The sequence below is a fragment of the Caballeronia zhejiangensis genome, from assembly GCF_022879815.1.
In the GTDB taxonomy this organism is placed as follows: domain Bacteria; phylum Pseudomonadota; class Gammaproteobacteria; order Burkholderiales; family Burkholderiaceae; genus Caballeronia; species Caballeronia zhejiangensis.
This window is the reverse complement of sequence record NZ_CP084283.1, coordinates 2,356,378-2,368,817: the sequence shown is the minus strand read 5'-3', so window position 1 is coordinate 2,368,817 and position 12,440 is coordinate 2,356,378. Positions and strand designations below refer to the sequence as shown.

Sequence of the window (12,440 nt, the reverse complement as noted above, 5' to 3'; positions counted from 1 at the left end):
GTTTTTTTGGTGCCGCGTGGGTTCCAGGCACGCGGCTTCGCGCAACTTTCGCAACGTGACAATTTGGATAGGGAGTCGAAATGAGCAAGAACAAGCTTTTGATCGCCATCACCGCTGGCCTTTTCACCGCCACCGCCGCAACGGGCGCGTTCGCGCAGACCTCGTCGGGCAATTCGTCTGCGGCGATGGGCAACGACACCGCCGGCGCCACCACCGATAATTCGGCCGCGACCACGCCGAAGAAGCACAAGACGCACAAGCACACGACGAAATCGACGGCGACCAAGAAGACGCCGGCCGTCGAAACCGGCAACGATGCGGGCACGGAATCCGGCCAGACGAAGTAAGCGCCGTTTCGCATCGCCGCAGCGAAAGCGCTCGCGCCTTTCACGAGGCGCGGGCGCTTTTTGCGTGCATCGTCATGCCGCGCAGGATTTGACAAGCCTGCCGCCGCGCCCTCGGCTACACTTTACGGCTCGCCAACGACGCACATGACACAAGGAAGAGGGCGATGTCGCCAAAGGATTTGCTGATCGCATCGGTGGTCATTCTCGCGTGGGGCGTGAATTTCGTCGTCATCAAGCTGGGACTGCACGGTGTTCCGCCGATGCTGCTCGGCGCGCTGCGCTTCGCGCTCGCCGCCGTGCCCGCGATCTTCGTCAAGCGCCCGCAGATACCGCTGCGCTGGCTCTTTGCCTACGGCCTCACCATTTCTCTCGGGCAGTTCGCGCTGCTTTTCTACGGCATGTACGTGGGCATGCCCGCCGGTCTCGCGTCGCTCGTGCTGCAGGCGCAAGCATTCTTCACGCTCATCTTCGCGTCGATGTTCCTCGGCGAGCGCATCCGCGCGGCGAACGTCGCCGGCCTGCTGATCGCGGCGGCGGGACTTGCGCTCATCGGCATGCGCGGCGGTCACGCGATGACCGTCACCGGCTTTCTCTTCACGCTCGCCGCCGCCGCGATGTGGGCGCTCGGCAATATCGTGACGAAGCGCATGGGCAAGGTCGATCTGCTTTCGCTCGTGGTGTGGGGCAGCCTGATTCCGCCGCTGCCGTTCCTCGCGCTCTCGCTCATCTTCGAAGGCCCGGCGCGCATCGAATACAGTCTCGCGACGGTTCCGCTCATCTCGATCTTCGCGATTCTCTATCTTTCGTTCATCGCGACGATCGTCGGCTATAGCTTGTGGGGAAAGTTGCTCGCGCGCTATCCGGCGGGAAGCGTCGCGCCGTTCTCGCTGCTCGTCCCGGTGATCGGGCTGGCGTCGGCGGCGCTGTTTCTCGGCGAGGGTTTGAATTCGGCGCAGGTGGCGGGCGCGGCGCTCGTGATGGCGGGACTCGCGGTGAACGTATTCGGCGCGCGGCTCGTTCAGCGCATCCTGCCGGCGCGCTGAACGAAAGCCGGCCGGATTTTTACGTCATGCGGCTCTTCGCGAGCGGCGGATTCGCCGCGAAGTAGCGCTTGATGCCCTTCATGATCGCGTTGGCCATCTTGTCACGATAGGCGTCGTCGTTCAGGCGCGTTTCCTCGTCCGGATTGCTGATGAACGCGGTCTCAACGAGAATCGACGGAATGTCCGGCGCCTTCAGCACCGCGAAACCCGCCTGTTCGACCGAACCTTTGTGCAGCTTGTTGATGCCGCCGATTTCGTTCAGCACGAAGCTGCCGTAGCGCATCGAATCGCGGATCTGCGCGGTCGTCGACATGTCGAAGAGCGCGCGGTTCACGCTCGCGTCCTGCGACTTCACGTTGATGCCGCCGACCTGATCCGACGAGTTTTCCTTGTTCGCCATCCAGCGCGCAGCCGCGCTCGACGCGCCATGCTCCGACAGCGCGAACACCGACGATCCACGCGCTTCGGGCGACGTGAAGGCATCGGCGTGAATCGACACGAAAAGATCGGCGGAGACGCGCTGCGCCTTTTGCACGCGCACGTTGAGCGGCACGAAGAAGTCGGCGTCGCGGGTCATCATCGCGCGCATGTTGGGCTGGGCGTCGATCTTCGCGCGCAGCTTCTTCGCGATGTCGAGCGCGATGTGCTTCTCGTACGTGCCCTGGCCGCCGATCGCGCCCGGATCTTCGCCGCCGTGACCGGGATCGATCGCGACGGTGAGCAGGCGCGTCGTGCCGGCGCCTTGCTTGGGCGTGGAGAACGCGTAGGCGTCGTTGTCGTCGTCCTTCTTCGCGATGACGGGCGGCGGCGCCGGCACGCGCGGCTTGACCGCCGGTTTCGGCGGCGTTTCGGCGGGCGTTTCGTTCTGCGCGTACTTTTGGAAGAACTCGTCGGTCGAATCGGGCGTCGTCGGTTTCTGCGCGGTCGCCGGCCCGGAAAGCGTCGCGGGCGGCGGCGCGGACGGATTCGGATTGGCGCGGTCGAGCGCTTCCTGCTTGCGCTCGGTCTGCGCGAGCAGTTCCATCAGCGGATCGGGTGCGACGGCCGGATACAGATCGAACACGAGCCGATATTTGTAGCTGCCGATCGGCCCAAGCGTGAACACCTGCGGCTTCACCGATCCTTTCAGATCGAACACCATGCGCACGACATGCGGCTGATATTGCCCGATGCGCACCGCCTGAATCTGCGGATCGTTCGGCGTGATCTTCGAGACGAGATCGCGCAGCGCCTGATCGAGATCGATGCCGGAGAGATCGACCACGAGCCGGTCCGGCCCCTGCAATAGCTGATTGGCGTTCTGAAGCGGCTGGTCCGATTCGATCGTCACGCGGGTGTAGTCGCGCGCGGGCCACACGCGCACGCCGAGCACGCTGCTCGCATGCGCGAGCTTCGGTCCGACGAGCGCGAGCACGAGCGTCGAAGCGCCTGCGCGCAACACCTGACGGCGACGCCAGTTGTGCGGCGCTTGGGCAGCCGATTCGATCGAATGAAATGGCTTGATCAACATCTTTCGAGACATGACTTTCCTGTTTCGCTAAATGCCCGCGCGGTCAGCACGCGGCCTTCATCGTTCGACGTTCCTTCGTCCGGCAGGGACAGCGCAAACACGAGATCCGGCACGCCGAGCAGGCCGCCCGCCTGTTGCGGCCATTCGACGAGGCACACCGCGCCCGCATCGAAATATTCGCGAAAGCCGGCATCGGCCCATTCGGCCGGATCGGCGAAGCGATAGAGATCGAAGTGATAAACGTCGAGCGGACCGCTTTCGGTGACGAGCGAATACGGCTCGACGAGCGTGTAGGACGGGCTCTTCACGCGGCCGACGTGGCCGAGCGCGCGCAAGGTCGCGCGCACGAGCGTGGTCTTGCCCGCGCCGAGATTACCGATCAACTGGACTTGCAGACCGTGAAAACGTTCAGACGAAGCGTGCGATATGGACAGACGCGTAGCGTCGATGGCGCGCGCGAAGCGTTCTCCGAAAGCGAGCGTCGCGGCTTCGTCGCGCAGGTCGAAGCGGCGTTCGAGAAGCGCGGCGGATAAGTCTTGCGTCGTTCGTGCGGGGCTTTCGGGCATTGCTCGTAAAATGTCGTGATGAACCGATTGCCGGAACATTCCGTTGAAATCACGACAGCGTCCAGCGACGCCGCCGCTGAATCCGATTCAGAGTCTCGCGTCTTCGATCTCGATGAAAACGCGCTGGCAGAACTCGCGCAGCGCATCAAGACATGGGGGCGCGAGTTGGGGTTCGGTGCGGTCGGCATCAGCGATATCGACCTGACGGATGCCGAGAAGGGCCTGACTGATTGGCTCGAAGCAGGCTATCACGGCGAAATGGATTATATGGCCAAACATGGGATGAAACGCGCAAGACCGGCCGAGCTTGTGGCCGGCACGCGACGTGTCATCACCGCGCGCATGGCCTATCTTCCTGCGGAAACGCTCGCGAAAAAGGGCGATGAAAGTGTCGCGACAGCCGACGGTCAGAAGAACGACTGGCGCGCGATCGAATGGTCGCGGCTCGCGAAGCCGTCGCAGGCGATGGTCTCCATCTACGCACGCGGGCGCGATTATCACAAGGTCATGCGCAATCGCCTGCAGCAGCTGGCGGAGCGCATCGAGCGCGAGATCGGGCCGTTCGGGCATCGCGCGTTCACGGATTCAGCGCCGGTGCTCGAAGTCGAGCTCGCGCAGAAAGCGGGCGCCGGCTGGCGCGGCAAGCATACGTTGCTGCTCGATCGCGACGCCGGATCGCTCTTCTTCCTCGGCGAAATTTTCGTCGATGTCCCGTTGCCCGTCGATCCGCATCCCGAGCACGAAGGCGCGCATTGCGGGCAGTGCACGCGCTGCATCGGCGCGTGTCCGACGGGCGCGATCGTGGCGCCGTATCGCGTCGACGCGCGGCGCTGCATCTCGTATCTGACGATCGAACTGCACGGCAGCATTCCCGAGGAGATGCGTCCGCTGATCGGCAATCGCGTGTATGGATGCGACGATTGTCAGCTCGTCTGTCCGTGGAACAAGTTCGCGCAGGCCGCGCCGGTCGCGGATTTCGATGTGCGCCACGGACTCGATCGCGCGACACTCGTCGAGCTGTTCGCATGGAGCGCGGCGGATTTCGACACGCGCATGCAGGGCAGCGCGATCCGGCGCATTGGGCATGAGCGCTGGCTGCGCAATATCGCGGTCGCGATGGGCAATGCGTTGCGCGATCCGTCGCTCGATGCGGAAGAACGCGAAGCGATCGCCGATGCATTGCGCGCGCGTGCGGACGATTCCTCGGCGTTGGTGCGCGAGCATGTGCTGTGGGCGCTCGATCAAGGGACAAGAACGTGAAGGCATTCGATGCTGTGATCGACGCGCCGTTCGGCAAGGTCGGCATTCGCGCCGATGCGCAATGCGTGCGCGAGATCGTCTATTTGCCGGACGATGTCGGCAGCATTGAGCCTGAAACCCCGCTCGCGAAGGAAGCCGCCGCGCAGATCCGCGCGTATTTCCAGACGCCTTTGATGCGCTTCGACCTGCCGCTCGCGCTTCGCGGCACCGCGTTTCAGCAGCGCGTATGGCGCGGCATCTCGGGCATCGCGGCGGGCCAAGTCTGGACCTATGGCCAGCTCGCGCGCGAGATCGGCAGCGTGCCGCGCGCGGTCGGGCAGGCGTGCGGCTCCAATCCGCTGCCGATCGTGATACCGTGCCACCGGGTAGTGGCCTCGGGCGGGATCGGCGGTTTCGCGCATCATCCCGGCGAAGGTTTTTATCGCAACGTGAAGCGCTGGCTGCTGGCGCATGAAGGTGTATCGATCGCATGACGAGCGCAACGACTGAAGCAATACAAGCACCGGGACTCGTCGCGAGTCAGGACGCGATCGATCTCTTTTGCGATGCGCTCTGGCTCGAACACGGCCTCGCCAAGAACTCGCTCGAAGCGTACCGGCGCGACCTCAAACTCTTCGCGGAATGGCTCGGCAAGACGCGCGGCGCGTCGATCGATGCCGCCGTCGAAGCCGACATGAACGGCTACATGGCCGCGCGCCGCGGCGACAAGGCGACGTCCGCGAACCGGCGTCTGTCGGTCTTTCGGCGCTATTACGCGTGGGCGTTGCGCGAGCATCGCGTGTCCGCCGATCCGACGCTCAAGCTGCGCTCGGCCAAGCAGCCGCCGCGCTTTCCGTCGACGCTCAACGAGTCGCAAGTCGAAGCGCTGCTCGGCGCACCCGACATCGAGACGCCGCTCGGCTTGCGCGACCGCACGATGCTCGAACTGATGTATGCGAGCGGCCTGCGCGTGACCGAGCTCGTCACGCTGAAGACGGTCGAAGTCGGCCTGAACGAAGGCGTCGTGCGCGTGATGGGCAAAGGCTCGAAAGAACGCCTGATTCCGTTCGGCGAAACGGCGCACGACTGGCTCGAACGCTATCTGCGCGATGCGCGTCAGGTGCTGCTCGGCGCGCGCTCCGCCGATGCGCTCTTCGTCACCGCGCGCGGCGAAGGCATGACGCGCCAGCAGTTCTGGAACATCATCAAGCGTCATGCGCTGAACGGCGGCGTGCACGCGCCGCTCTCGCCGCACACGCTGCGGCACGCGTTCGCGACGCATCTGCTCAATCACGGCGCGGACCTGCGCGTCGTGCAATTGCTGCTCGGCCACTCGGACATCTCCACGACGCAGATCTACACGCACGTCGCGCGCGAGCGGCTGCAGAAGCTGCATCGGGAGCATCATCCGCGAGGATAGCGTCATCTGCGAACGATCGTGCCACGGCCGCGTTGCGCTGCATACTCGGCCGAATGGCCGATGGTGAGCGCCACGGCGCGCCGCTACAATGCGTGGCATGTCGAAAGCCAAACACGTGTCCGAAACGCCCGCGACGCAATTCCTGCGTCGTCACAAGGTTGAATTCGGCGAGCATCCTTACGATTACGTCGAGCACGGCGGCACGGAGGAATCCGCGCGTCAGCTCGGCGTGGACGAACATATCGTAGTCAAGACGCTCGTCATGGAAGACGAGCACGCCAAGCCGCTGATCGTCCTCATGCACGGCGACCGCACGGTATCCACGAAGAATCTCGCGCGTCAGATTGGCGCGAAGCGCGTCGAACCCTGCAAGCCCGAAGTGGCGAACCGGCATTCGGGGTTTCTCGTGGGCGGCACGTCGCCGTTCGGCACGAAAAAAGCGATGCCGGTGTACGTCGAATCGAGCATTCTCGAACTCGATCGCATCTATCTGAACGGCGGGCGGCGGGGGTATCTCGTGAGCATCGATCCGAACGTGCTGACCGAGTTGCTGGGCGCGAAACCCGTGCAGTGCGCGAGCGTCGATTAGAATGCGTTCCGCTCTCGCCATAACCGAAAAGACACCATGATTTTTCTGCTCGTCGCCGTCGCGTCCTATCTGATCGGATCGATTTCGTTTGCCGTCGTCGTGAGTCACGCGATGGGACTGGCCGATCCGCGCTCGTACGGCTCGGGCAATCCCGGCGCGACGAACGTGCTGCGCACCGGCAACAAGAAGGCTGCGATCCTGACGCTGATCGGCGATGCGTTCAAGGGCTGGCTGCCCGTGTGGATCGTCGCGCACTTCGGCGCGAGCTTCGGCTGGGATCAAACGGGCATCAACACGGCGACGGCGCTCGCGGCCATCGCCGTGTTCCTCGGGCATCTGTACCCGGTTTTCTTCAAGTTCCAGGGCGGCAAGGGCGTCGCGACGGCGGCGGGCGTGCTGCTCGCGATTCATCCGGCGCTCGGTATCGCGACGCTGCTCACGTGGCTCATCATCGCGTTCTTCTTCCGCTATTCGTCGCTCGCGGCGCTCGTCGCGGCCGTGTTCGCACCGTTCTTTCAGGTGTTTCTGTTCGGGCCGAGCCGCATCTCGCTCGCCGTGCTGGCGATGAGCCTGCTGCTCATCTGGCGGCATCGCGCGAATATTTCGAAGCTGCTGGCGGGCAAGGAAAGCCGCATCGGCGAGAAAAAGAAGGTCGCCGAATAATGCAAAAAAGCCGTTCCGGCGCAAACCGGAACGGCTTTTTCGCTTCTGAAGCAATCAGGAATCAGTCGCGGAAGTTGTTGAAGTCGAGCGGCGTGTCCGTGACTTCCTTCTTGAGCAGCGCGATGGCGCTTTGCAGGTCGTCACGCTTCGCGCCTTGCACGCGCACAGCGTCGCCCTGAATGCTCGCCTGAACCTTGATCTTGCTGTCCTTCACGATCTTGACGATCTTCTTCGCCAGATCGCCCGACACGCCTTTTTTCACCGTGACGACTTGCTTCAATTTGTCGCCGCCGATTTTCTCCTGCTTGCCGTAGTCGAGGAAACGCACGTCGACGCCGCGCTTGGCCATCTTGTTCAGCAGAACGTCCTTCACCTGGCCGAGCTTGAAGTCGTCGTCGGCGTAGAGCGTGAGTTCGCGCTCCTTCTGCTCGACGCGTGAATCCGAACCCTTGAAGTCGAAGCGCGTCGAGATTTCCTTGTTCGATTGCTCGATCGCGTTCTTCACTTCGATCATGTTTGCTTCGCTGACGACGTCAAACGATGGCATCTGTCTTTCTCCTTCATTGAGGCGACGAGCGCGCCGGGCAGGCGTGGCTCGCGCAATCGCTATAATCACGGACCTGTCGTCATTCTACCGACGCGCTTCGTTCATGTCGCTCCAGCTCCTCTCCGATTTCTCTCTGCTCGCCCACAACACGTTCGGCTTCGACGCGCGCGCGCGTCACGCGATGCGTATCGATTCCGTCGATGCGGCCGCCGCGCTCGCCACCGATGCGCGCATCGCAAACATGCCGCAACTCGTGCTCGGCGGCGGCAGCAATATCGTGCTGACGCGCGATTTCGACGGCGTCGCGCTGATCGTCGGCATTCGCGGCAAACGCGTGATCGGCGAAGACGACGATGCGTGGCTCGTCGAAGCCGGCGCGGGCGAGAACTGGCACGATTTCGTCGCGTGGACGCTCGCGCAGGGCATGCCGGGGCTCGAAAACCTCGCGCTGATTCCCGGCACGGTCGGCGCGGCGCCGATTCAGAACATCGGCGCGTACGGGCTGGAAATGGGCGAGCGCTTCGAGCGGCTGACGGCGGTAGAACTCGCGACCGGCGCACGCGCGAAATTCGATCGCGCCGCGTGCGCCTTCGGTTATCGCGACAGCTTCTTCAAGCGGGCAGGGCGCGGGCGCTTCATGATTACGTCGGTCACGTTCCGGCTGCCGAAAGCGTGGACGCCGCGCGCGGATTACGCCGACGTCGCCCGCGCGCTCGACGGCGCCACGACGCCGGATGCGCAAGCCATTTTCGATGCGGTCGTCGCCGTGCGCCGCGCCAAGCTGCCCGACTGGACCGCGCTCGGCAACGCGGGCAGCTTCTTCAAGAATCCGGTCGTGAGTGCGCAGGCGTTCGAGGCGCTCAAGCAGCGCGAACCGGGCGTCGTTTCGTACCCGCAAGCCGACGGGCAAGTGAAGCTCGCGGCGGGCTGGCTGATCGACCAGTGCGGATGGAAAGGGCGCGGCATCGGCGGCGCGGCGGTGCACGATCGTCAGGCGCTCGTGCTCGTGAATCGCGGCGGCGCGACGGGCGCGCAGGTGCTCGAGCTCGCCGAAGCCATCAGGCGCGACGTGCTAGCACGTTTCCATGTCGAACTGGAGATGGAGCCGGTGCGCGTCTGAAAACGAAAAAACCCGCCGCGGCGGGTTTTTTCTCGAGCCTGATTCCAACGAAAGATCAGTCCCCGCGCTGACGGCGCGCGTTCTCCGCGATACGCATGCGCAGTGCGTTCAGCTTGATGAAGCCGCCGGCATCGGCCTGGTTGTAGGCGCCGCCGTCGTCATCGAACGTCGCGATGGTCTTGTCGAACAGCGTTTCCTTCGAATCGCGAGCGACGACCGACACGCCGCCCTTGTAGAGCTTCACGCGCACCCAGCCGTTGACCTTCTCCTGCGTGTGGTCGATCAGCACCTGCAGCGCGCGGCGCTCCGGGCTCCACCAGTAGCCGTTGTAGATCAGCGATGCGTAACGCGGCATCAGATCGTCCTTGAGGTGCGCCACTTCGCGGTCGAGCGTGATCGACTCGATACCCCGATGCGCCTTCAGCATGATCGTGCCGCCCGGCGTTTCATAGCAGCCGCGCGACTTCATGCCGACGTAACGGTTCTCGACCAGATCCAGACGGCCGATGCCATGCTTGCCGCCGAGACGGTTCAGCTCGGTCAGCATCTCGGCGGGCGACAGGGGCTTGCCGTTCAGCGCGACCGGATCGCCCTTCTCGAATTCGATATCGACATATTCCGCCTGATCCGGCGCCTCTTCCGGCGACACGGTCCAGCGCCACATTTCGGCTTCGGCCTCGGCCTTCGGGTCTTCCAGATGGCGGCCTTCGAACGAGATGTGCAGCAGGTTCGCGTCCATCGAGTAGGGCGCGCCGCCTTGCTTGTGCTTCATTTCGATCGGAATGCCGGCCTTTTCCGCATACGCGAGCAGCTTTTCGCGCGAGAGGAGGTCCCATTCGCGCCACGGCGCGATCACCTTGATGCCGGGTTCGAGCGAGTAGTAACCGAGCTCGAAGCGCACCTGATCGTTGCCCTTGCCGGTCGCGCCGTGCGAGACGGCCTGCGCGCCGGTCGCGCGCGCGATCTCGATCTGGCGCTTCGCGATCAGCGGACGCGCGATCGACGTGCCGAGCAGATACTCGCCTTCGTAGATGGTGTTCGCGCGGAACATCGGGAACACGAAATCGCGGACGAACTCTTCACGCAGGTCTTCGATGAAGATGTTTTCCTGCTTGATGCCGAGCTGGAGCGCCTTCTTGCGCGCGGGCTCCAGCTCCTCGCCCTGACCGATGTCGGCGGTGAAGGTCACGACTTCGGCGTCGTAGTTGTCCTGCAACCATTTCAGGATGACGGAGGTGTCGAGACCGCCCGAATAGGCGAGCACGACTTTCTTGATATCGCTCATGGTGAACTCGTGTGCGGAAAAGCCGGTGCGGCGGTTGTGCGCCGCTTCGCGTCCGCCGGGCGCGCGACGGGCATGAAGTGCGCGGAAAAACTACTATTCTGACATTAAAAAGCCGCGCCTTCGCAAATTTGGGATGCGCGGCGAATCGGCAGCGCAGATTCGCTCAGTGATTCAGCTTGCCGAGCAGGAGATACTCCATCAGCGCCTTCTGCACGTGCAGACGGTTCTCCGCCTCGTCCCATACGACGCTTTGCGGACCGTCGATGACTTCCGCGCTCACTTCCTCGCCGCGATGCGCGGGCAGGCAGTGCATGAAGAGCGCATCGGGATGGGCGCGCGCCATCATCTCGGCATCGACGCAGTAGTCGGCGAACGCCTTCATGCGCGCTTCGTTCTCGGCTTCGTAGCCCATGCTGGTCCAGACGTCCGTCGTGACGAGATCGGCGCCGGCGCAGGCTTCGTTCGGATCGTCGAATTCTTGAAAAAACGGCTTGCTTTCCTCGGCAACCAGCGCGGGATCGAGCTTGTAGCCGAGCGGCGTGGAAAGACGCAGTCTGAAGCCGAGAATCTGCGCCGCTTCGATCCACGTGTACAGCATGTTGTTCGCGTCCCCGACCCACGCGACGGTCTTGCCGGAAATCGGACCGCGATGCTCGTAGAACGTGAAGATGTCCGCGAGCACCTGACACGGGTGATATTCGTTGGTCAGCCCGTTGATGACCGGCACGCGCGAGCTTTCCGCAAAGCGCCGGATGATGTCCTGGCCGAACGTGCGGATCATGATGATGTCAACCATGCGCGAGATGACTTGCGCCGAATCCTCGATCGGCTCGCCGCGGCCGAGTTGCGTATCACGCGTGTTCATGAACACCGCATGGCCGCCGAGCTGGAAAATGCCCGCTTCGAACGAAAGGCGCGTGCGCGTCGAGCTCTTCTCGAAGATCATCGCGAGCGTGCGATCGTGCAGCGGATGATAAGTCTCGTAGTTCTTGAACTTGCGCTTCAGGATGCGCGCGCGTTCGAGCACGTACTCATAGTCGTCGAGGGAAAAATCCTTGAACTGAAGATAGTGGCGAATTTTCTTGGCGGTCATGAAACGCAAGCGGCGGCTTCGAACCGGCCGCCGCGCGTGAGCGTCGAGGCCGGACGGCGCCGCCGTCGGGAGTGGGTATCGCTTTTGAGCATAAAGGATTTTGCGATGTTTGACGAGGCTGGCCAAAAGGACGAGGATGCGCGCGCAGGCCCGTCTCACGGCCTCGGGCTGTCCCTGATGGACGCATCCCATGTCTGTGTGCGCTGCGGAAAACAGGCCGCTGCGGTATAATCACGCTCGCTCGTTTCAACAGTTCTGCAACATTCAGCACCGTTTCACGCGCTTCTGCGGCGAAGGGTTCGCAAGAATCCGGTCGGCGTGACTTTGCGCGTTCCGATTTCGCGGTGGATTGCCCAGTGCTGTCGAGTCCGCCATTTCCTGTCGCGGGCGCGGACGATTCCGCCAGAATCGACCCGCGCAAGACCGCCCGGCGCTTTTCGCTAGCCGGCTCCTGCGGTTCCTGCGTCAGGCATGTGCGTTCCGGTGCGCGTCACCGGCCGTCAAAAGGTATTGCTACATGGCTGAATCATCCCCTACCGAGTACTTCATTCAAGGCATCACCAAGAGCGGGAGGAAATTTCGGCCGAGCGACTGGTCCGAGCGTCTCGCCGGCGTGATGTCGGGCTTCGGCCCAAAGGCGAAAGGGCCTAACGCCCGCCTGCAATATTCCATCTACGTGCGTCCGACGATGATCGGCGACATCAAGGTCGTGATTGTCGATTCCCGCCTGCGCGACATCGAACCGATGGCGTTCGACTTCGTTCTGAACTTCGCAAAAGACAATGATCTGGTCGTGACCGAGGCGTGCGAATTGCCGCCGCATCACGGCACGCAGACGCAGCAGCCTCAGTCCTGACCTCCGCGCGACGAAAGCCACAGACGAAAAGCGACAGACGCAAAAAAGCCCGCCGAAGCGGGCTTTTTCGTTACTGCGCAGCGGAAACAGGAAGCTGCTTCGGCGAACGCCCCGAACGCGAAACTCGCGAAACCGGAAAGCGCCCGCCGGAAGCGAGCCGGA

Annotated in this window: 14 protein-coding genes; 9 read left to right on the top strand and 5 right to left on the bottom strand. The window is 63.4% G+C overall.

Going from position 1 to position 12,440, the window contains the following annotated elements:
• Nucleotides 1-80: 80 nt before the first annotated feature.
• Together LDZ23_RS11300 and LDZ23_RS11295 are read left to right on the top strand one after the other, a co-directional pair.
• On the top strand, nt 81-347 hold the full coding sequence (locus LDZ23_RS11300; protein ID WP_175980463.1) for a hypothetical protein: 267 nt from the start codon (nt 81-83) through the stop codon (nt 345-347).
• A gap of 164 nt (nt 348-511) precedes the next feature.
• Nucleotides 512-1,390, top strand: coding sequence for an EamA family transporter (locus tag LDZ23_RS11295; RefSeq protein WP_244807594.1), 879 nt, complete (start codon nt 512-514; stop codon nt 1,388-1,390).
• Between the two features lie 19 nt (nt 1,391-1,409).
• Here the strand turns inward: LDZ23_RS11295 and LDZ23_RS11290 are convergent, their stop codons facing one another.
• The gene (locus LDZ23_RS11290; RefSeq protein ID WP_175980461.1) at nt 1,410-2,912 is read right to left on the bottom strand and encodes an N-acetylmuramoyl-L-alanine amidase; all 1,503 of its coding nucleotides are present in this window, start codon (nt 2,910-2,912) and stop codon (nt 1,410-1,412) included.
• Nucleotides 2,894-3,466 (bottom strand): tRNA (adenosine(37)-N6)-threonylcarbamoyltransferase complex ATPase subunit type 1 TsaE, encoded by a 573-nt coding sequence (gene tsaE, locus LDZ23_RS11285; RefSeq protein ID WP_244807593.1) that lies wholly within the window; start codon nt 3,464-3,466, stop codon nt 2,894-2,896. Before tsaE ends, LDZ23_RS11290 begins: the two co-directional genes overlap by 19 nt.
• An 18-nt stretch (nt 3,467-3,484) precedes the next feature.
• Here tsaE and queG point away from each other — a divergent pair, with 18 nt between their 5' ends.
• The 5 genes from queG to plsY all read left to right on the top strand — a co-directional run bounded on the left by queG (nt 3,485) and on the right by plsY (nt 7,377).
• Nucleotides 3,485-4,726, top strand: coding sequence for a tRNA epoxyqueuosine(34) reductase QueG (gene queG / locus LDZ23_RS11280; RefSeq protein ID WP_244807592.1), 1,242 nt, complete (start codon nt 3,485-3,487; stop codon nt 4,724-4,726).
• Nucleotides 4,723-5,199: a methylated-DNA--[protein]-cysteine S-methyltransferase gene (locus tag LDZ23_RS11275; RefSeq protein WP_244807591.1), complete on the top strand. Its 477-nt coding sequence runs from the start codon at nt 4,723-4,725 to the stop codon at nt 5,197-5,199. Before queG ends, LDZ23_RS11275 begins: the two co-directional genes overlap by 4 nt.
• Nucleotides 5,196-6,125, top strand: coding sequence for a site-specific tyrosine recombinase XerD (xerD, locus tag LDZ23_RS11270; RefSeq protein ID WP_008342745.1), 930 nt, complete (start codon nt 5,196-5,198; stop codon nt 6,123-6,125). Before LDZ23_RS11275 ends, xerD begins: the two co-directional genes overlap by 4 nt.
• Before the next feature lie 97 nt (nt 6,126-6,222).
• Entirely contained in the window at nt 6,223-6,714 is a 492-nt protein-coding gene (gene ybaK, locus LDZ23_RS11265) for a Cys-tRNA(Pro) deacylase (protein WP_008342744.1), read from the top strand.
• A gap of 36 nt (nt 6,715-6,750) precedes the next feature.
• Nucleotides 6,751-7,377 carry a glycerol-3-phosphate 1-O-acyltransferase PlsY gene (gene plsY, locus LDZ23_RS11260; RefSeq protein WP_008342743.1) on the top strand — a complete coding sequence of 209 codons (627 nt, stop codon included), beginning with the start codon at nt 6,751-6,753 and terminating at the stop codon, nt 7,375-7,377.
• Between the two features lie 61 nt (nt 7,378-7,438).
• On the opposite strand, the gene LDZ23_RS11255 is transcribed toward plsY, so the two are convergent.
• Nucleotides 7,439-7,924 carry a YajQ family cyclic di-GMP-binding protein gene (locus LDZ23_RS11255; RefSeq protein WP_008342740.1) on the bottom strand — a complete coding sequence of 162 codons (486 nt, stop codon included), beginning with the start codon at nt 7,922-7,924 and terminating at the stop codon, nt 7,439-7,441.
• A gap of 103 nt (nt 7,925-8,027) precedes the next feature.
• Between LDZ23_RS11255 and murB the strand changes: the two genes are divergently transcribed.
• Nucleotides 8,028-9,044, top strand: coding sequence for a UDP-N-acetylmuramate dehydrogenase (murB, locus tag LDZ23_RS11250; protein ID WP_244807590.1), 1,017 nt, complete (start codon nt 8,028-8,030; stop codon nt 9,042-9,044).
• Between the two features lie 55 nt (nt 9,045-9,099).
• Here murB and LDZ23_RS11245 read toward each other — a convergent pair whose 3' ends face one another.
• Together LDZ23_RS11245 and argF are read right to left on the bottom strand one after the other, a co-directional pair.
• Nucleotides 9,100-10,329 carry an argininosuccinate synthase gene (locus LDZ23_RS11245; protein ID WP_008342738.1) on the bottom strand — a complete coding sequence of 410 codons (1,230 nt, stop codon included), beginning with the start codon at nt 10,327-10,329 and terminating at the stop codon, nt 9,100-9,102.
• A gap of 163 nt (nt 10,330-10,492) precedes the next feature.
• Nucleotides 10,493-11,422 carry an ornithine carbamoyltransferase gene (argF, locus tag LDZ23_RS11240; protein ID WP_244807589.1) on the bottom strand — a complete coding sequence of 310 codons (930 nt, stop codon included), beginning with the start codon at nt 11,420-11,422 and terminating at the stop codon, nt 10,493-10,495.
• 517 nt (nt 11,423-11,939) lie between these two features.
• Here argF and LDZ23_RS11235 point away from each other — a divergent pair.
• Nucleotides 11,940-12,278, top strand: coding sequence for a DUF3579 domain-containing protein (locus tag LDZ23_RS11235; RefSeq protein WP_008342735.1), 339 nt, complete (start codon nt 11,940-11,942; stop codon nt 12,276-12,278).
• Nucleotides 12,279-12,440: the final 162 nt, after the last annotated feature.

What these genes read in the sequence shown, in the direction of transcription:
- LDZ23_RS11300 (WP_175980463.1), top strand. Translation starts at nt 81, where the DNA reads ATGAGCAAGAACAAGCTTTTGATCGCCATCACCGCTGGCCTTTTCACC.
- LDZ23_RS11295 (WP_244807594.1), top strand. Translation starts at nt 512, where the DNA reads ATGTCGCCAAAGGATTTGCTGATCGCATCGGTGGTCATTCTCGCGTGG.
- LDZ23_RS11290 (WP_175980461.1), bottom strand. Translation starts at nt 2,912, where the DNA reads ATGTCTCGAAAGATGTTGATCAAGCCATTTCATTCGATCGAATCGGCT.
- tsaE (WP_244807593.1), bottom strand. Translation starts at nt 3,466, where the DNA reads ATGCCCGAAAGCCCCGCACGAACGACGCAAGACTTATCCGCCGCGCTT.
- queG (WP_244807592.1), top strand. Translation starts at nt 3,485, where the DNA reads ATGAACCGATTGCCGGAACATTCCGTTGAAATCACGACAGCGTCCAGC.
- xerD (WP_008342745.1), top strand. Translation starts at nt 5,196, where the DNA reads ATGACGAGCGCAACGACTGAAGCAATACAAGCACCGGGACTCGTCGCG.
- ybaK (WP_008342744.1), top strand. Translation starts at nt 6,223, where the DNA reads ATGTCGAAAGCCAAACACGTGTCCGAAACGCCCGCGACGCAATTCCTG.
- plsY (WP_008342743.1), top strand. Translation starts at nt 6,751, where the DNA reads ATGATTTTTCTGCTCGTCGCCGTCGCGTCCTATCTGATCGGATCGATT.
- LDZ23_RS11255 (WP_008342740.1), bottom strand. Translation starts at nt 7,924, where the DNA reads ATGCCATCGTTTGACGTCGTCAGCGAAGCAAACATGATCGAAGTGAAG.
- murB (WP_244807590.1), top strand. Translation starts at nt 8,028, where the DNA reads ATGTCGCTCCAGCTCCTCTCCGATTTCTCTCTGCTCGCCCACAACACG.
- LDZ23_RS11245 (WP_008342738.1), bottom strand. Translation starts at nt 10,329, where the DNA reads ATGAGCGATATCAAGAAAGTCGTGCTCGCCTATTCGGGCGGTCTCGAC.
- argF (WP_244807589.1), bottom strand. Translation starts at nt 11,422, where the DNA reads ATGACCGCCAAGAAAATTCGCCACTATCTTCAGTTCAAGGATTTTTCC.
- LDZ23_RS11235 (WP_008342735.1), top strand. Translation starts at nt 11,940, where the DNA reads ATGGCTGAATCATCCCCTACCGAGTACTTCATTCAAGGCATCACCAAG.